The sequence below is a fragment of the Candidatus Leptofilum sp. genome (assembly GCF_965223525.1).
GTDB lineage: Bacteria > Chloroflexota > Anaerolineae > Promineifilales > Promineifilaceae > Leptofilum.
In genome coordinates this window covers 726,946-746,086 of record NZ_CBDCWX010000005.1, presented here as the reverse complement: position 1 = coordinate 746,086, position 19,141 = coordinate 726,946, and the positions used below count along the sequence as shown (strand labels likewise).

The 19,141-nt window shown below is 48.6% G+C and carries 12 protein-coding genes; 11 read left to right on the top strand and 1 reads right to left on the bottom strand.

Annotation, left to right across the window (positions count from 1 at the left end; genetic code table 11):
• Positions 1–3: 3 nt before the first annotated feature.
• Positions 4–2,238 carry an AAA family ATPase gene (locus ACOQPM_RS08650; protein ID WP_420628852.1) on the bottom strand — a complete coding sequence of 745 codons (2,235 nt, stop codon included), beginning with the start codon at positions 2,236–2,238 and terminating at the stop codon, positions 4–6.
• 133 nt (positions 2,239–2,371) lie between these two features.
• Here ACOQPM_RS08650 and ACOQPM_RS08645 point away from each other — a divergent pair, with 133 nt between their 5' ends.
• The 11 genes from ACOQPM_RS08645 to ACOQPM_RS08595 all read left to right on the top strand — a co-directional run bounded on the left by ACOQPM_RS08645 (position 2,372) and on the right by ACOQPM_RS08595 (position 19,132).
• A complete protein-coding gene (locus ACOQPM_RS08645; RefSeq protein ID WP_420628851.1) occupies positions 2,372–2,983 on the top strand; it encodes a hypothetical protein in 612 nt (203 codons plus the stop codon).
• 138 nt (positions 2,984–3,121) lie between these two features.
• Positions 3,122–3,784 carry a histidine phosphatase family protein gene (locus tag ACOQPM_RS08640; protein WP_420628850.1) on the top strand — a complete coding sequence of 221 codons (663 nt, stop codon included), beginning with the start codon at positions 3,122–3,124 and terminating at the stop codon, positions 3,782–3,784.
• A 1-nt stretch (position 3,785) separates the two neighbouring features.
• Positions 3,786–4,187: an ACT domain-containing protein gene (locus ACOQPM_RS08635; protein ID WP_420628848.1), complete on the top strand. Its 402-nt coding sequence runs from the start codon at positions 3,786–3,788 to the stop codon at positions 4,185–4,187.
• Positions 4,188–4,444: 257 nt separating this feature from the next.
• Entirely contained in the window at positions 4,445–5,410 is a 966-nt protein-coding gene (locus ACOQPM_RS08630) for an ABC transporter substrate-binding protein (protein WP_420628847.1), read from the top strand.
• A gap of 127 nt (positions 5,411–5,537) precedes the next feature.
• Positions 5,538–9,263 (top strand): PAS domain S-box protein, encoded by a 3,726-nt coding sequence (locus ACOQPM_RS08625; protein WP_420628846.1) that lies wholly within the window; start codon positions 5,538–5,540, stop codon positions 9,261–9,263.
• Positions 9,264–9,265: 2 nt separating this feature from the next.
• Positions 9,266–10,939 (top strand): sensor histidine kinase, encoded by a 1,674-nt coding sequence (locus tag ACOQPM_RS08620; RefSeq protein WP_420628845.1) that lies wholly within the window; start codon positions 9,266–9,268, stop codon positions 10,937–10,939.
• Positions 10,940–10,991: 52 nt separating this feature from the next.
• Positions 10,992–12,728 (top strand): sensor histidine kinase, encoded by a 1,737-nt coding sequence (locus ACOQPM_RS08615; protein WP_420628844.1) that lies wholly within the window; start codon positions 10,992–10,994, stop codon positions 12,726–12,728.
• Positions 12,729–12,764: 36 nt separating this feature from the next.
• Positions 12,765–15,101: a PAS domain S-box protein gene (locus ACOQPM_RS08610; protein ID WP_420628843.1), complete on the top strand. Its 2,337-nt coding sequence runs from the start codon at positions 12,765–12,767 to the stop codon at positions 15,099–15,101.
• 8 nt (positions 15,102–15,109) lie between these two features.
• On the top strand, positions 15,110–16,198 hold the full coding sequence (locus tag ACOQPM_RS08605; protein ID WP_420628842.1) for an HD domain-containing phosphohydrolase: 1,089 nt from the start codon (positions 15,110–15,112) through the stop codon (positions 16,196–16,198).
• On the top strand, positions 16,195–18,150 hold the full coding sequence (locus ACOQPM_RS08600) for a PAS domain S-box protein (protein ID WP_420628841.1): 1,956 nt from the start codon (positions 16,195–16,197) through the stop codon (positions 18,148–18,150). The genes ACOQPM_RS08605 and ACOQPM_RS08600 overlap by 4 nt, the downstream gene beginning before the upstream one ends.
• 55 nt (positions 18,151–18,205) lie before the next feature.
• Positions 18,206–19,132: a hypothetical protein gene (locus ACOQPM_RS08595; protein WP_420628840.1), complete on the top strand. Its 927-nt coding sequence runs from the start codon at positions 18,206–18,208 to the stop codon at positions 19,130–19,132.
• Positions 19,133–19,141 lie beyond the last annotated feature (9 nt).

Sequence of the window (19,141 nt, the reverse complement as noted above, 5' to 3'; positions counted from 1 at the left end):
TGCTTATTGGGCAACTAAATAGAGTACGGCCGTTTCCCACCCCACAACCTGCTCCTCCAACTGCCTTTTGTATAGGACGTGAACTTTATTAATCTCTTTCTCGCTCAAACCAGCTTCTTGCAAGCGACGGCCGTATGTACCATCTCCATTTTCACCAAACCAACGTGCTAAATGGGCTTTTGTGAGACGCCGTTGCCCTTTTTCGCGGTCTAGCTGGTGGGTAGCAATGGTAAATCCAGCGGATTCCAGACCAACCCGCACGTCAGTTTCGTCCCAATTCACTAGCGGATCGCTTTCGTCTGCGTAGATTGCTTCCTCGGCTTTTGCGACTTTCTTCGCCAGCGTCTTCGTCTCGCCAGACCAATCGACTAGTTGGTGCAGTCGCTGGCCGTGCTTGGGGATGGTTTGGATGAGGCAGAAACGGCCGTCTGGCAGCAACCTATCTGCTAAAGCTGTAAGGATTTCTGGTTTGATATTGCGTATCGCGTGTTGCGTAAAGAGGTTTCGGGCGAGAATGCGGTCGAATTGGAGATTTTCCTCGCCACGGAGGGCGAGTAGGGTGTCTAGCTCTGTGAGATCCCCGATGAGGATGAACGGCCGTTCCAGTTCTGGCAAACGTTCGGCCTGTTGGCGCAGGGCTTCGCCGTCGGTGGTGGCCGCGGCCAGCGCATAAACCGCACCTTCCGGGGCGCGACGCACCGCCTCCCAAGTGAGCAAGCCGCTGCCCGCGTTGACGTCCAGCACCAGATGGTGCCGCTGCACCGCCGCTAGCTCAAACAGTTGCTCCCGCTGTTGCCCCAACGCCTGCCCCGCCTGAGAAATCGTCCGCTGTAGCCACGCCTCTTTCCCCTTGTTTTTGGGACTGGTCGTATAAATCTCCCCAATCTCTAGTCCCAAGTCTCCAGTCTCTAGCATCGCCGCTAGTTGGGCTTCCCGTTTCCTCGCCACCTCGTCCCGAATCTGCCGCTCGTACCCCTGGTCGCTCGGTTCGTAGAACATTTTGCCTTGCAGCGCATCGGGCAAATATTGCTGCGCTACCCAATGGTCGCGGTAAGCGTGTGGATAGAGATAGCCCTTGCCATGCCCAAAGCCTTCGCTATCCCGGTTGCCGTCCTTCAAATGATTGGGGACGTCTGCTTCCTGCTCTTTCTCCACGCTGCTGAGCGCAGCAAAAAAGGCAAAAACGGAGTTGGACTTGGGCGCAGTGGCCAAGTAGATGCACGCTTGCGCCAGCGGGAAGCGGCCTTCGGGCATCCCGATGCGCTCAAAGGCTTGCCAACAGCCGGTGACCACGCCCATCGCCTGCGGATCGGCCATGCCCACATCTTCCCCGGCAAAGATGGTCATGCGGCGGAAGATGAAGCGGGGGTCTTCGCCTGCGTACACCATTTTGGCCATCCAGTAGAGAGCTGCGTCCGGGTCGGAGCCGCGCAGGCTTTTAATGAAGGCGGAGATGGTATCGTAATGGACGTCTCCCTCTTTGTCGTACAAAACAGCACGCCGCTGGATGGATTCTTCGGCGACTTCAAGGGTGATTTGGATACGGCCGTCTTCCCCCTTTTCCGTCGTCTCTACCGCCAACTCTAGAGCATTCAGCACGCCGCGCGCATCGCCATTGGCCACATCCACCAAATGCTCCAGCGCGTCTGGCTCGATGTGAACGTTTAGATTGCCATAGCCCCGCTCTGGGTCGCTGAGGGTTTGCTGGGCAATCTGGCGCAAATCGTCCTGCGTGAGCGGCCGTAGCTGGAAAATGCGGCTGCGGCTGACAAGGGCTTTGTTCACTTCAAAGTAGGGATTTTCCGTCGTCGCGCCAATCAAAATGATGGTGCCATTTTCTACATGGGGAAGCAGCGCATCTTGCTGCGCTTTGTTCCAGCGATGCACCTCATCCACAAAGAGCGTGGTGCGCTGGCCGTACAAATTGCGCCGCTCCTGTGCCGTGGCAATCGCCTCACGAATCTGCTTCACGCCTGCCAGGACTGCATTTATCGTTATGAAATGGCTCTCGGTTGTGTTGGCAATGACCATCGCCAGGGTGGTTTTGCCGGTGCCCGGTGGCCCGTAAAAAATGAGCGAAGAAAGCTGATCGGCCTGGATGGCGCGGCGCAGCAATCGCCCTGGCCCCATGATGTGGGTTTGCCCCACGTATTCATCCAGCGTGCGGGGGCGCATCCGGTTAGCCAGCGGGGACTCTTTTTCAATTTGAGCCTGACGGCCGTGTGCAAACAGATCCATACCTGCATTGTAGCCAATTGGAGGGTGCTTTCCAAACGGCCGTTGTCAACACATTTACAGTTTATCCGTCATATTTTGCTGATAATGTGCGTTGATTTATTGAAACTAGATTCACATGCTCAGGAGGCACCTCATGAAAAAAACGTTCATTCTCATATTCTTTTTGCTTATCGGCATTGGCGCGGCGGCGTGCGGCGGTGATGGTGGTGGCAATACCCCGCCCAGCGACCCGGCGGAGCTAAAAAGTTTCCACCTGGCTGGCGTTTGTACAGGCACGGTCATCGAAGCCGCCGCTGATTATGATGCCAGCGGCAGCGGCCCGCATAAAATCGCTCTGTACAGTCAGAATTCCTTTGATGGCGACATCTACGACATTATGTTCCCCTCGCAAACAGATATTCCAGAAGCGTGGACAACGGCCGTAGACCAACCATTCAGCGACATTGAGCTGGTTGGGTGCCTGGCCCGGACGGAAACCACGCTGGTAGACACCTGCGAAGGGTATGAAATTGATGAAGAGGAGCGGGAAGGCACCGTGGAAATTTACGATGCCATGTACGAGCTGACCATTTATGCGGCCAAGACAGGCGAGGTTGTGGGCACAGCAACCATTGAGACGTTCATGGATGAATGCCCTTCGTTTGTCATGTTCTCCACCGGTTCTGGCGAAGATTTGGTGGAAGAACGGTATGGCAATCCTGATGATGCGCTGGTAGGTTTGGTAGAATCGTACGTGAATCCATAAAACAAAGCATCGCAGATTTAAAAGATTCGGGTGACAATTTTGCAGCGAATTAATGCGAATTTTCGGTTCATTCGCATTAATTCGTTGCTAATCCCAATAATTTCAAAATAGTCAAAATTTTTCAGTTAGGAAGGGGAAATGAGTAAAGAAGTGTGGTTGATCCGGCATGGGGAAAGCATATCGAATGCGAATTTGCCGACGTTGCATCCAGCAAAATCAGAATTGACAGACAAGGGGCATAGAGAATCAGAATATTTGGCGGAGGCGTTTACGCGCAAGCCTGATTTGATTGTAGTGTCACCTTATATTCGCGCCCGGCAAACGGCCGTTCCCACCATCAGCCGCTTCAACCCAATCCCTGTCGTTGAATGGCCCGTTTACGAGTTCAGCTATCTGCACCCGGAAAAATACAATGGCACTACCGGGGAGCAGCGTTGGCCAGAGGCAATGGCGTACTGGCAGCGCATGGATCCACTGGAAAAAGAGGGGGGCGAAGGCGAATCCTTTGCCGAGCTGCTGGCGCGGGTACATGCGCTGGATGAGCAGCTTGCCAACACGCCTGAATCATTTATTGCTTTGTTCAGTCATGGCCTCTTTTTGCGAGCCTATTTGTGGATGCACCTGTCTGGTTTTCGTGAGGCCAATCGGCACACGATGGAGCGGTATCTCAACTTTTCACGGGGCATGCCAATGCCCAATGGTTCCATTTTGAAGGTGCGCCTTGAGGCGGACGGCCGTCTCTCATTCAGCCCCTTCGACACCGACCACATCCCGGAAAAACTAGGTCTGGTAGACGAATAAGATGGCGGGTGAAACTGATTTAAGCAAAATGCTGGCTACGCTCGCACCCAAGCTGCATGATGAGGAATATGTGTTTTGTACGTTTGAAAACGGCCGTTACGGTGACCACACCAAACTACAACCCATTGCCTCCTTCATGGAAGCAGAAGGACTCACTCTCGTCATTCCCAAACACCGCGCCGACGCCCACGACGTCAAGTACGAAGGTGTGTTCCGGTGCATCACCCTGTCGGTGCATTCCAGCTTGGAGGCGGTGGGGTTAACGGCCGTTATCGCCACCAAACTCACCGAACACAATATCAGCGCCAACGTCATCGCCGCCTACTACCACGACCACGTTTTTGTCCAAAACGGCCGTGCCGAAGCAGCCTTGGCTGCGCTGGAAGATTTGGCAGAAAAATAAACAGTTGGAAAGTGTTTAAAAACTCAACTTGGAAGATATGGTGCTGTCATCGTTCCATATTAAAATAGTTCGGCTTCGCGCAGCGTAATTTATATATACCACGCCCGCATGATTTTCCTAACGTGATTGCCTAAACAAAATAGACACAAAGCTGTTACACAAAAGTAACAATTAAGCCCCCCTTTTCTGCGATAATTACATTGTTGATGAGATGGTTTTTTGCTTTGCTCATCAGATTGCAAAAGAGGTGATTTATTATGAAACGTTTTATTTGGTTATTGACAGGTTTGCTGGCTCTATTTCTTCTGGTTAGCTGTACCCAGCCAGAACCAGATCAGGTAACCATTCAATTGAAATGGCTGCATTCAGCACAATTTGCGGGCGTTTATATAGCCCAGGAACAAGGGTTTTATGCCGAAGAGAATATTGAGCTAACCATTAAGCCTGGTGGTTTTGGTGAGGATGGGGTGATCAATGTTGTTGATGAAGTAATGTCGGGGCAGGCAGAGTTTGGTATTTGGTCTGGCGATTCCCTCCTGAGAGCCTCTAGCGAGGGTCAACCAGTCAAGGCAATATCCGCCATCTTTCAAATTAACCCTACTGCCTACTTCTCGCTAGCCGAAAACAATATAGAAACGCCTGCTGACCTGGCTGGCAAACGGATTGCTTCTGCCAATGGCAACCTTTTTCTTCATTCTGTTTTGCATAGTTCGGGTTTAACCATTGACAATATTGAAATATTCCCTCTTGAATCTGATATGACCCCGCTTTTGAATGGGGAGGTAGATGTCTGGTCTGGTTATTTAACCGAACAGGTCGCTCGATTAGAGGCGGAAGGGTATGAGCTAAATGTGATCCTGGCTTATGATTATGGGGCCTTTATTTATTCCGACATTCTCTTTACCACAGATAATTTAGTGCAAGAAAATCCAGATTTAGTGGAGCGATTTGTGCGCGCCACAATGCGCGGTTGGGAGTATGCCCTAGCCAATCCAGATGAAGCGGTAGCTGCTACCTTAAAAATTGACCCATCTTTGGACGAAGCCAGCCTCGAGCGAGAAATGAGGGCTTCGATTCCGCTTATTGATGCAGGTCAATCAGCACTTGGTTTGATGGATGACACAATTTGGGAAACGACCCAATCGATCTTGATAGAAAATGAATTATTGGAAGCACCACTAGATTTAACGACGTTGTATACAAATGAATTTGTAGCACCATAAAAATTGGGCCGATCGGCAGAAAGTGTGCGTTACGTGACAGTCACTTCTAAAGTGGCTGTCACGTCTAGACAAATTTCACATTTCACGGTTGAGCCAAATTTGGAGTTGGATCACAGGCGAGTAATTGATGCGTATGAAGACAACAGAATCACCCTCAAAAACAATGCGGCCGTGGAGCCGCTTTTCCCGTTTCCGCACCATTAGAGCCCGAATGTTGGTGGCTTTCGTCTTGTTGGTGTTGCTGCCTGTTGTGCTGATTACGGCACGCACGGCCGTTGTAAGCTGGCGTGATGGGCAAACACAGGTAACGCGCCAGTTGGAATCTGTGGCTACCTTGAAGGAAGCAGAAATTGAGCGCTGGCTAGATAGCTTGCAGCTAAATTTAACGGCCGTCCTCGCTAACTCGGAAAGTGATCTAGTCGTACAGATGTTGGCAGTGGATAGCCCTGAACAGACGGCCGTTCAGCTTGTGCAAGAAAACTGGACGCAACTGATCAAGTACACGGGTCTTTTTGAAGAACTTTTTCTGATGGATCAGCAAGGTCGCGTTGTACTTTCTAATGGGGCAACGGCCGTTGGCACCATTCACAGCAACCAAACCTACTTTCAACAAGGTTTAGAGGGTAGCTTTGTTCATCCCCCGTTTTATTCGCCAACACTGTTACGGATGTCTGTTGTCGTGACTGAGCCTGTTTTGGATGGGCAAGGGAAGATCTTAGGGGTTTTGGCTGGGCGTGCCAGCATGACCACACTCAATGAAATTATGCTGGAGCGATCTGGTTTGGGGGAAACAGGCGAAACCTATTTGGTGGGTGCAAATCACGTCTTGTTGACCAACGCCTTGTCTGTAGAGGCCGATATTCAGGCGGCCGATTCAGTTATTTTTGTGCGTAGCGAGGGAGCCAATCAGGCTCTGGATGCCAAGCAAAATGCAGCGGGCTTGTACGCTAACTATGACCAGGCACCTGTCATTGGTGTTTATCGGTGGCTGCCCAGACTGAAGGTTGCCCTGTTAGCCGAGCAGAGCCAGGCAGAAGCCTTTGCCAGCCTGGAAGCGTCACTTTTGCTGGATATTGGGCTTGGTATCGCTGCGCTTGCTGCCGCTGTCATTGTTGCTTTTTACGTTACGCGTGGCTTAACTCAACCCCTACAAAATTTGACAGCCACAGCGCAAAAAATTGCCCATGGTGACTTCACGCTAACCGCCGATATTGAACGAGAAGACGAGATCGGCATCCTCGCTTCTGCCTTTAATAAAATGACAGGCCATTTAAACCAGCTCATCACCGATCTGGAACAGCGTGTAAATGAATTAAAAATGGCCCAGCTTTCCTTGCGAGACAGCGAAGACCGCTACCGCACCCTGTACAACAGTGCTCCTGTAATGATGCACTCAGTTGATGTGGCAGGTAATTTGATCAATGTCAACCTTCATTGGCTACAAACAATGGGGTATGAGTATGATGAGGTGATCGGCCGTCCGGTGGCCAACTTCTTCACCGAAACCTCAAAGCAGTATGCTACTGAAGAGGCTGTTCCCAAATTTTTTGAAACTGGTTACGTGCAGGATATTCCCTACCAATTTGTTTTGAAAAACGGTGATGTTATTGATGTTTTGCTCACAGCAACAGCTTATTACGATAACCAGAATGAACACAAATACTCCATATCCGTTATTCAAGATGTAACAGAGCGCAAACGTGCTGAGGAAGAGCTACGCCTCAGTGAAGCACGGCAACGTGCCCTGCTTGATGCGATGCCCGACATGATGTTTCGCATAAGCTTGGACGGGGTCATTCTTGACTTTAAGGCTGAAGAACAAGCCCAGCTAGCAATGCCTGCGGCCGAAATTATTGGCACGAACATGACAGAAATGCCGATGCCGCCAGAAGTCGTTCAGGAGATGCTAGACGTTATGCGACAAACGGTTGCTACAGGGAAAGTGGTAGCTTATGAGTATGATTTACAAGTACCCATTGGGCTGCAAACTTTTGAGACACGTATGGTTAAAAGCGGTTCAGATGAAGTTATCTCTTTTGTACGCAATATTACTGAACGTAAGCGGGCAGAAGAGGCGTTGCGGCGCAGTGAGGCACTTCTGAACGCCACGAATCAAATAGCCCGGACAGGCGGATGGGAGCTAGACCTACAGACGAATGAACTTTACTGGACGGACACGATTAAAGAGATCCATGAAGTGCCGCTTGACTATGTGCCCATTCTTGAAGAAGGAATTGAGTTTTATGCTCCAGAACACGTACCCGTTATTCGAGACGCTGTGGAGAGGGCGATTGATGGAGAAGCATATGATGTAGAGTTGCAAATTATCACGGCTAAGCAAAAGCGGCTTTGGGTACGGGCTATCGGCATTCCAGTTTATCAAAACGGAGAAGTCATCAAGCTGCGTGGTGTCTTTCAAGATATTCATGAGCGCAAACTGGCTGACGAGGCTTTGCGCCAGAGCGAAGCGAATTTGCTTGAAGCACAGCAGATAGCCAAGTTGGGGAACTTTGAGTTTAATCTCCATACGCAACAGGTTTACTGGTCGGATGAAGTGTACCGTATCTTTGGGCTGCCGCTTAAAGAGGAAGTTACTCTGGAACGATACCAGAGTTTATTGGCGCCGGAAGATTTTGAACGGGTGATGACGGCCGTTGGCGAAGCTGTTGCCTCACTGGAACCTTATACCATTGAACACGACATTATCTTGTCTAATGGGCAGCGCAAACACCTCCAGGCCATTGGACGGCCGTTAATAGATGCAACAGGTGAAGTAAGTCGTATCTTTGGCACGGTGCAGGACATTAGTGAAGCTAAGAAAGCCGAACAGACATTACATGAAAATGTGGTTCGCTACCGTGCCTTGTTTGACAATGCTAATGACGCTATCTGGGTATATGACCTTGAGAAAACAGTCGTGATAGCCAATGCCAGCGCCTGTGAACTGACTGGCTATTCATTGGATGAGTTGATTGGTAAAAAGTATGACTTTTTCACAGTGCCTGAAGAGGTTGATGACGCACATCAAAAATTTCGGGCAGCAACTCGGGGCAGAATTACACCACATTATATACGGACTGTTCTTGCAAAGAACGGAGAAAAGCGGATCTGCGAAGTCAGAATAAAACGTGTTGAAGATGACGCCGGGACGCCTCTCTTTATCCAGGGCGTCGTTAGGGACGTGACCGAACGTAAACAGGCTGAAGCACAAATCCAGGCTTCCTTACAGGAAAAAGAAGTCTTACTCAAGGAGATTCACCATCGGGTGAAGAACAACTTGCAAGTGATTTCCAGCTTGCTGGATTTGCAGTCGGCTTACATAGAAGATGACGATGTGCAGGAGATGTTTCAGGAGAGCCGCAGTCGGGTACGCTCAATGGCCTTGGTGCATGAGCAATTGTATCAATCTATTGACTTGGCGCAGATTGATTTTGCTGATTATGTACATAGCCTAACAAGCTACCTATCGCGCGTGTATGGGCAAATGGCCAGAGGGGTAACGCTGGATGTAGAAGTTGATAATACGCCTTTGAGTGTAGAAACGGCCGTTCCCCTCGGCCTCATCATCAATGAACTGGTTTCCAACGCATTCAAGCACGCTTTCCCCAATAACCAGGGGGGATTTGTTCGGGTTCAACTTACTGCAATGGATGACCAGCAACTTTACCTTACTATTCAGGATAGTGGCATTGGTTTGCCCGCTCATTTAGATTTTCACAACTCTCCTTCTTTGGGACTCACTATTGTGATGACGTTGATTAATCAACTCAAAGCAACCATTCGCCACGTTCCCCAAGAAGAAGGCACCCGTTTTGAGATCGATATTTGGCTAGGGGAAAAGGATACTCAGTGAAAATGAGTTGGAAGATATTCTGGCCTACAATTCATGATTTGCACGGTAAAGAGGAAGTAGAACAGCTTATCCTCTTACTTGATCGCATCTTAAAGATAGCTTTTATTCTGACCGTTATTGGGAGCTTGGCCAGTATCTTCATCGTGCCTTTATCTGCTTTTGAGCTGCTAATAATGGGAGCCGCTCTTCTGCTTTTCATGATTGCACTTACCCGGTTTTTGTTGAGGCAGAAACGACTGCTACAAGCATCTATCATATTCCTTCTTTCACTATGGGTTATCTTTATCCTCTTGACGATTTTTAACGGCGGGGTTAGCTCAGCCGCACCAACCACTTTCATTTTTGGCGTGCTTGTTGCGGGCTTACTGCTGGGCGAGCGTGCGGCAAAGAGCTTTGCGGGTTTAAGTGTTCTGACAACGGCCGTTCTCTACGTACTGGAAGTGAGCCAACGGTTACCATCTCCGCCCTTGCCGCTGACGCCAACAACTGGCTTGGCGGGATTTATTATTTTGCTGTTTGCTACAACGGGCGTTTATAGCCTGACTATTCGTAAATTGCAGCAAACAATCAATGCTTTATCCGCGTCTGAAGCTGAATCGAAGAAAGCAGAACACGCATTGCGTGAAAATATGGCTCGCTACCAGGCCTTGTTTGAACATGCAAATGATGCAATTTGGGTGTATGACCTTGATGACAAGGTCATGACGGCTAATTCACGCGCCTGTGAGCTAAGTGGGTACACATTGGAGGAAATGCTTGGTAAAACACCTGAATTTTTTACAGTCCCAGAAGAATTTGATGAAGTTTACAACAGATATCAAGAGGTTGTCGTTCAGGGTGGGAGCCCGCCGATTTATGAGCGAACATTGATTTGTAAAAACGGGGATAAACGAATCTGCGAAGTCAGAGCCAGCCGAGTTGAAGATGAAGCCGGAAATCCCATCTGTTTCCAAGGGATGATTAGAGATGTTACGGAACGAAAACAAGCTGAAGCGCAAATCCAGGCTTCCTTGCAAGAGAAGGAGATATTGTTAAAGGAGATTCACCATCGGGTGAAGAACAACTTGCAGGTGATATCCAGCTTGTTGGATTTGCAGTCGGCTTACATTGAAGATGACGCCGTGCAGGAGATGTTTCAGGAGAGTCGAAGTCGGGTGCGCTCGATGGCTTTGGTGCATGAGCAGTTGTATCAATCTATTGACTTGGCGCGAATTGATTTTGCTGATTATGTACAAAACTTAGCCAGCTATCTGCTTCGCGTTTATGGACAAATGGCCAGCGGGGTAACATTGGATGTAGACGTTGATAATACGCCGCTAAGTGTAGAAACGGCCGTTCCCCTTGGGCTTATCATCAATGAACTGGTCTCCAATGCGCTAAAACATGCTTTCCCCAACGGCCGTTCTGGGCAAATTCGTACCCATCTGCGGGCAGAAGACGATTATCTCTACTTGACAGTACAGGATGATGGTATTGGCTTCCCAGACGATGTAGATTTTCGCCAATCGCCCTCGCTTGGTTTAACCATCATTATGACGTTAGTGAATCAACTTCAGGGGCAGATTGAACTGTCTACTCAAGATGGCACCCGCTTTGAGCTTGTTTTTTCTCATGAAAGCGCACAAAACGGCCATGACCTTAACGACGCAGTAAGTGGAGAAAGTGTGAATTATTGAGACAACATTTCCCCGACAGGAAGACACTTGAAAGGCAAGCAAGGATAATATTATGAAAGAAAGCCATATACAATTGAAGGATCATCCCATATATCAGCAAATACGCCGATACATGGCACCTCCTCTATTCCCCAACGATAGGCAGAAAGCCTATCAAGCTAATTTGCTGAATGCGCTACTCTTCACGATCTTATTTTTGACGATAGTAAACGCCCTAGTAACTCTATTCACATCAATGCGACCTTGGGTGAGTATATGGTTTGATCTTGTGCCTATGGGGATCATTTTTGTCTGCCTTTGGTTAATGCGACGTAACCACATTCAAACCGCCAGCATTCTCTTAACGGGTATGGCATGGGTCGGTAGCCTAGCTTCGGTTTATACATATGGTATTCGCGATCATATGATCCTTAGCCTTTTCGTCGCGCTTGTGCTGGCAACCTTGCTGTTGGGAAAACGCGGCACTTTTCTCATATTAGCAGCAAATATTGTGACTATTTCTGCCTTTGTTTATGCTGGAAGGGGTGGATTCTTGCCAGAATTGCCCGCACAGTCACTGGCATCTATCTGGCGTGTAAATATCACTATTTACATTGCTATAGGTGTTTTGCTCTATCACTATTCCCGTGCTTTCGAAAACTTTATTGCGCGTGTGAATATCAGCGAACAGACATTGAAGGAAAATAATCGCCAGTTGCAATTACACGCCCAAGAACTAAAAAAGCAACAAGAAATATTGCAAACGAGCGAGACCCGCTACCGGGCTGTTGTTGAGGGTAACCCCGACATGATCTGCCGTTACTTGCCTGATACGACCCTCACTTTTGCCAATGAAGCTTACTGCCAACACGCTGGCCAAACGCGCGATGACCTCATTGGAACGCAATTTTTACAGTTTGTCTCTTTGGAAGCACGGGAGGCCATCAGAGAACAAGTGGAAGCCATTGTGAAGAGCGGGCAATCATTTTCATATGAACGTCAAGTAACCGCGCCAAACGGGGAAGTTCGATGGCAATACTGGTCTGATCGACCCATTGTTAATGAATCTGGGCAGCTGCTGGAGCTACAATCGATTGGCCGAGACATCACCGTTCGCAAGCGAGCTGAGGAGCAAATCAAAGCCTCGCTGCAAGAAAAAGAGGTGCTGCTCAAGGAAATTCACCATCGTGTCAAAAACAACTTGCAGGTAATTTCTAGCCTGTTGGATTTGCAGGCGGGATATGTGTCCAATGAACAAGTCCAGGGCATGTTCCAAGACAGCCGCAGTCGGGTACGTTCGATGGCCCTAGTGCATGAACAACTTTATCAAGCCGCTGATTTAGCCCGCATTGACATGGCTGACTATATCCAACAGTTAACCGGCTTTTTGTTTCGCTCTTACGGCCAGCAAATTAACCCGGTTGATTGGCAATTGGACATCGACCATGTGTTTTTGAGTGTAGAAACGGCCGTTCCCCTGGGTCTGATCATCAATGAGCTGGTATCGAATGCATTGAAGCATGCTTTTGTAGACGGCCGTTCTGGGCAAATTCGTATGCGTCTATGGACAGAAGACGATCAACTCTACCTGACAATACGGGACGACGGTATTGGCTTCCCAGACGATGTGGATTTTCGCCAATCGCCTTCTCTTGGGCTAACTATCATTATGACATTGGTGAATCAACTTCAGGGGCAGATTGAGTTGTCTACGCAAGATGGCACCTGCTTTGAATTGACCATTCCTACTGAAAGCGAGAAAAATAGTGTGGTAGATGGCCACCAAGCCAGCTTTACCCAAAATGAGTAATATGGTGGCTTACTTAAAGATAGAAAAGGTATTGATATGAAACCCTTGCGTTTGCCTCAGCGCAACCCAGATGAACAGCGACGAGCTCGATTACTCAACACGCTTCTAATTGGCACAATAGTGCTTGGTTTTTTGATGGCAATCGTCTTTGCCACTAGCTTAACACTTTCTGCCGAAGAACGGATTTTAGCAACAACGGGTATGACTGTGTACGCGGTGGGCATCCTGATTATTCTTGCTATTAATCGGTATTGGTCTAATCGTATTGCAGCCTGGCTTTTTTTAGGGCTGCTTATCGTGGTTTTAGCCATAAGCGATACCCCGTTTGAAGTTGTTAGAGGCCGAACGCTGTTCCTGTTTACAATTCCGATATTTGCTTCGGCCGTATTGCTGCCCGCTTACTCCACTTTTATTGTTGCTGGCCTAGTTAGTCTGGCGATTAGCTATGTTTCTTTCAATGCCCAACTGGGCTTTCTGTGGATACAGATGACAGGCTTTTTAATGATTAGCCTGGTTGTCTGGTTGGCAGCGCGCAGCTTGGAACAAGCATTAACTCAAGTGCGCCAGAGTAATCGTCAATTAGAGGAAGCGCAGGCAGCTTTAACTCAGACAAATGAAACGTTGTCTGCTTCAGAGGCAGAGGTACGCGCGATTTTTGAGGCTATAACAGATGCCATTTTTGTGATAGATGCAGACGGCCGTTATGTCCGAATTGCGCCGACCAGTAACCCCAATGTACTGATAGCTTTTGCTGACATGCTTGGCAAGACATTGTATGATGTATTACCAGATAAGCAGGCGCGTGAATTTCACAACAATATTCAGCAGGTTTTAACCTCGCGGAAGACCATGCAAGTTGAATATAGTCTGCAAATTGAAGCCGACAATTGGTGGGAAGCAACCATTTCACCACTTGGCAGCAATGAAACAGTTTGGGTCGCACGTAATATCACTGAACGGAAGCACATTGAAGAAGCGTTGCGTCAGAGTGAGTTTAATCTGCGGGAAGCTCAAGCGATTGCCAAACTGGGCAACTTTGAATTTCATCTGCACACCCAACAGGTTCGTTGGTCAGACGAGACGTATCGCATCTTTGGGGTGCCGATTAGAGAAGAAATCGCCCTGGAAAGATACCAGAGCTTGTTGGCGCCTGAGGATTTTGAACGGGTGATGACGGCCGTTGGTGAGGCCATCGCTTCGCAGGAACCTTACACAATTGAACATGACATCATTTTGTCTAATAGGCAGCGCAAACATCTTTATGCCATTGGACGGCCGTTAGTTGATGAAATGGGTGAGGTTAACCGCATTTTTGGCACCATCCAAGATGTTACCGAGTCCAAGAAAGCCGGACAAGCGCTGCGTGAAAACGCAGCGCGCTACCGCGCCCTTTTTGATCATGCCTTTGATGCTGTTTGGGTCTATAGTGCTGATGGCAAAGTTGTTACCGCCAATCCGCGGGCTTGTGAGCTAAGTGGCTACACTTTGGAAGAAATGATTGGCCAAACACCTGAGTTTTTCACAGTACCAGAAGAACAGGACGAGGCAAATAAAAGACATCGTCAGGCTGTTATGCAGGGAGCAAACCCGTCATTTTATGAGCGGACGATAGTTCGTAAGAATGGAGAGCATCGGCTTTGCGAAATAAGGGGCACGCGTGTTGAAGATGAGGCTGGAAAAGTCCTCTTTGTACAAGGTACCGTGAGAGATATTACAGATCGCAAACAGGCCGAGACGAAAATATTAGCTTCATTGCGTGAAAAAGAGGTCTTGTTGAAAGAGATTCACCATCGAGTAAAGAACAATTTGCAGGTGATTTCCAGCTTGCTGGATTTACAATCAGGCTACTTGGAAGATGAACACATACAGGAGATGTTTCAGGAAAGCCGCAGCCGGGTGCGTTCAATGGCTCTGGTGCATGAGCAGTTGTATCAATCGGCCGACCTGGCGCGGATTGATTTTGCTGATTATGTGCAGAGCCTGATGGGTTACCTAATGCGCGTCTATGGGCATATGGCTAGAAGAGTGGTGCTAGATATAGACGTTGCTCACGCATCCTTAAGTGTGGAAACGGCCGTCCCCCTGGGGCTTATTATCAATGAACTGGTCTCAAATGCTTACAAGCACGCTTTTGTAGACGGCCGTTCTGGGCAAATTGTGGTGCAGCTAAATACTGAAAACGAACCGGAGATGGTGCTAACGATCAAAGACAGTGGCGTAGGCTTGCCTGCTAACTTCGATTGGCAGCAGGCTAACTCCCTGGGGCTGTCAATTGTGCATACGCTGGTGCAGCAATTACAGGGCGAAGTGATGTTTGAGAACAGGACGGGAACGGCCGTAACCATCACCTTTACCCAAGAGAAGCACATATAGGAAAAACAATGGCAAAAATCATGGTTGTCGAAGACGAGGGCATCATTGCCCTCTCTATTCGCAAAAAATTAGAGCATCTCGGTTATGAAGTGCCTATTGCCGTTACCACAGGTGAGGAGGCGTTAATACAGGCAATCAATATTCGCCCAGATCTGGCCTTAATGGACATCATGCTGGGTGGCGGTCTGGATGGTATTGAAACAGCCACCCTCTTGCGCGAACAACTCGATATTCCTATCATTTACCTCACCGCCAACGTGGATAAACGAACCATACAACGGGCCAGGGTCACCGAACCTCATGGCTACCTGGTAAAACCCTTTGAAGAACGAGAGCTAGCTACCACCATAGAGATGGCGCTTTATAAACACCAGGTAGAACAAGAACTTAACCGCTATCGTAATGGGCTGGAATCGTTAGTGGCGGCGCGAACGGCCGAATTAACAAAGGCAAACAGGCAACTGCAAACAGAGATTGAAATTCGCAAAGAAGCAGAACAACAACTACGAGATTCGCATAAACATTTAGAGCGTGCTTATGACCAGACCCTAGCTGGTTGGGCTAAAGCCTTAGAATTGCGTGATAAAGAAACGGCCGGTCACTCGCGTCGCGTTACCGAATTGACGCTGCAATTAGGCAAAGCGATAGGATTGACGGAGGCAGAGCTGGTTGATATTCGGCGCGGTTGCTTACTGCACGATATTGGCAAAATGGGCGTTCCCGATGAAGTTTTACTTAAGCCAAATCGTCTTACGGCAGAGGAGCGGCAGGTGATCGAGAAGCATCCAATATATGCTCAGCAGATGCTAGAATCTATTGATTATTTGCAGCCAGCTTTGGATATTCCTATCTACCACCATGAACGATGGGATGGGAGCGGTTATCCATGTGGCTTAAAAGGAAAAGAAATTCCTCTGGCGGCACGACTGTTTGCCTTAGTGGACGTTTGGGATGCGATTCAGTCTGATCGCCCGTATAATAAAGCCCTTAATCGTGAGCAGGCGATTGCCCTGATTCAAGAAGGAGCTGGCAGCCACTTTGACCCGGAGATAACGGCCGTATTCTTGCAGCTCATTACAGCGGAGGTAAATCAATGACACCAGCAAGCATATTAATTGTCGAAGATGAACAATTGGTTGCCTTATCAATGCGGCGCAAATTAGAAAGTTTAGGCTACACTGTTCCTGGAACCGTGGCCACAGGTGAAGCCGCCATTGAGCAGGCCAGCGACATACATCCTGATCTCATTCTGATGGACATCATGCTGGCTGGGCAAATGGACGGCATTGACGCTGCCTCACAAATTCGGGAGAAGTTTGATATTCCCGTCATCTACCTCACTGCCTATTCTGATGATGCCAGCATTGACCGCGCCAGATTAACGGAGCCATTTGGTTACCTCCTAAAGCCGTTTGAGGGCAAAGAGCTACAGACCGCTATCGAAATGGCGCTATATAAACATGAAATGGAGCGGCAGCTACGAGCAAAAGAGCGCTGGCTCTCAACTGTTTTGCACAGTATCGGTGATGGGGTAATTACCACAGATGAGCAAGGTAAAATCACCTTTATGAATCCGGTGGCCGAAGGACTAACCGGCTGGACGCAGTCTGACGCAGCCGGCGAGCCATTGCCAGAAGTGTTTCAGGCAGTGGATGAAGAAACGCTTAGCCCTATTGCCAATCTGGTAACCCGAGTCATGGACAGTCGCCAAACGGTCATCCTGGACAACGGCACGTTATTGATACAGCGCGATGGAGAGACACGTCCGATTGAAGATAGTGCTGCCCCGATTAAGGGGGAGCTTGATGAGATTTTGGGTGTCGTGATCGTCTTCCACGATGTTAGCGAGCGCAAACAAGCCGAACAGGCTTTGCGGCAGAGTGAAGAAAAGTATCGGCTGCTGTTTGAGAACTCGCCAGAATCCATCACCTTGCTGGGGCTGGATGGCACAATTGTGGATTGTAATGAAGCCACAGTGCGCCTGCGTAATTTGCCGCGAGAGGAAATCATTGGACAGTCTTTTATTGAAGTGGATTCCATAAAAGAGGAAGACTTAGAACGTTTTACAGCACTTTTCTCCCAGCTGCTTGAAGGTAATAAGATTGGCTCGTTGACAATTGAGCTAACAGGTCCAGATAATGAAGCACGCTGGGTAGAAGCATTTCCAGCATTGTTGCGCCGGGACGGCCGTGTTGATGCCATTCAGGTTATCACCCGCGATATTACCCAACGCAAGTTGGCGGAAGATGAAGTGGCGCGCTATCAGGAGCATTTAGAAGAGCTCGTTGCTGAACGCACGGCCGAATTAGAAAATAGCAATCTCCAATTAGCCCGCTCCAATGCTGAATTAGAACAATTTGCCTACGTTGCCTCCCATGACTTGCGCGAGCCGCTACGCAAGATTAAGAGCTATACAGAATTACTGTCCCGGCGATACGAAGGAAAGCTGGATGCCCGAGCTGATAAATATATTGACTATATTGTTGACGGTTCGTCACGAATGCAGCAGTTGATTACCGATCTGCTGATGTATTCTCGCCTGGGACGTGCTGATCTTAACCTCAATTTAACAGCTCTTTCCGCTATACTAGACGGGGTCATGTCTGATTTAGAGCTAAATATTCAGGAAAGCGGTGCAACCATAACGGCCGATCCTCTACCCACCCTGAATGTAGATGCCCAGCAAATTAGCCGTTTGCTTCAAAACCTCTTGGGCAACGCACTCAAATTTCGCGGCGATAAGCTAGCCCAAATACATATCTCTGCTGAAGAAAAAGATGACGAATGGCTCTTTTCGGTGTCTGATAATGGGATTGGGATCGAGCCGCAATATGTAGACCGCATTTTCTTGATCTTCCAACGTTTGCACACTCGAGGTGAATATCCTGGTACGGGCATGGGCTTGGCCATTTGTAAAAAGATTGTGGAGAATCACAACGGCCGTATTTGGGCCACCTCCCAACCTAAACAGGGTGCAACCTTCCACTTTACGCTGCCCGTAAAGCAAGACGGTAGATTGAATACTGGAATGCTAAACCTCAATACATGACACGGGGTGCAATTTTTCACTTGACACTACCTACTGCACTGGAAAAACGATCAAGATGGATTATGATACGTTTCTCAATCTAGAAATGGCTGAAGTTGCCCAAATTGTTCAATCACGAGGGCTGCGAGTATGTGCCTTTATTTTCAATGGTACCCGACGTTGGTTTATTTTGGAGCACGCTCAGCCAGAAGAAGATTTTGCTCTTGCTTACCTTGAGGCCACCTCAAAACGTCTGGTTGAACTAAGCCAGTTACTCTTTGACCACGGCATACAAACCCTCTTGCTTCCCGCTTTTAACCCGCAATTGATGGCGCGTGGTGAACGCTATGTAAAAATGATGGGAGAAGGGTTATCCCAACTAACGAGCCATCCGCGCTTTCTGGATTTTTATGAAGCTTATGACGTACGGGTTCGATTCTACGGTGAGCACAGACAATGCCTGGCCAATACACCCTATGCCCATTTGTCTGAACAGTTCGACCAAGTAACAGCCCGCACTCTAGCACATACTAAACACCAACTGTTATTTGGTATATGTGCCCATGATGCGACTGAAACATTGGCTGCACTGGCGGTTCGTTATTATCAAGAGCATGGCAAGATTCCCGACAAACAGGCTTTGGTTGAGATGTATTATGGTGAATACATTCCTCCAGCAAATCTTTTCATTGGTTCGGGGAAGCTGCACGCTTCTGATATGCCTTTGATGACAGTTGGAAAGGAACAACTCTACTTTTGCGTTGCGCCTGCTTTCTATTTGGATCAAGTACAGTTACGGACTATTTTTTACGACTATCTATATGCCCGGACCGCTAAGAGGGTCAATTATGAAGCCCTACAGCCTGAGGATTGGATGGCGTTGCGTCAATTTTTTCAGGCAAATCAGGGTAAGACTCTGGGCGTAGGAGCTAGAAATAAAGAGTGGGACATGTGGCACCCTACACCGCAAGTTACATTGCCAGAAGGTTTTCTGGAGGAGTAGGCTACAGGC

Coding starts and splice junctions, on each gene's coding strand:
- ACOQPM_RS08600 (WP_420628841.1), top strand. CDS start 16,195: ATGACACCAGCAAGCATATTAATTGTCGAAGATGAACAATTGGTTGCC.
- ACOQPM_RS08640 (WP_420628850.1), top strand. CDS start 3,122: ATGAGTAAAGAAGTGTGGTTGATCCGGCATGGGGAAAGCATATCGAAT.
- ACOQPM_RS08630 (WP_420628847.1), top strand. CDS start 4,445: ATGAAACGTTTTATTTGGTTATTGACAGGTTTGCTGGCTCTATTTCTT.
- ACOQPM_RS08595 (WP_420628840.1), top strand. CDS start 18,206: ATGGATTATGATACGTTTCTCAATCTAGAAATGGCTGAAGTTGCCCAA.
- ACOQPM_RS08620 (WP_420628845.1), top strand. CDS start 9,266: ATGAGTTGGAAGATATTCTGGCCTACAATTCATGATTTGCACGGTAAA.
- ACOQPM_RS08605 (WP_420628842.1), top strand. CDS start 15,110: ATGGCAAAAATCATGGTTGTCGAAGACGAGGGCATCATTGCCCTCTCT.
- ACOQPM_RS08610 (WP_420628843.1), top strand. CDS start 12,765: ATGAAACCCTTGCGTTTGCCTCAGCGCAACCCAGATGAACAGCGACGA.
- ACOQPM_RS08650 (WP_420628852.1), bottom strand. CDS start 2,238: ATGGATCTGTTTGCACACGGCCGTCAGGCTCAAATTGAAAAAGAGTCC.
- ACOQPM_RS08625 (WP_420628846.1), top strand. CDS start 5,538: ATGCGTATGAAGACAACAGAATCACCCTCAAAAACAATGCGGCCGTGG.
- ACOQPM_RS08645 (WP_420628851.1), top strand. CDS start 2,372: ATGAAAAAAACGTTCATTCTCATATTCTTTTTGCTTATCGGCATTGGC.
- ACOQPM_RS08615 (WP_420628844.1), top strand. CDS start 10,992: ATGAAAGAAAGCCATATACAATTGAAGGATCATCCCATATATCAGCAA.
- ACOQPM_RS08635 (WP_420628848.1), top strand. CDS start 3,786: ATGGCGGGTGAAACTGATTTAAGCAAAATGCTGGCTACGCTCGCACCC.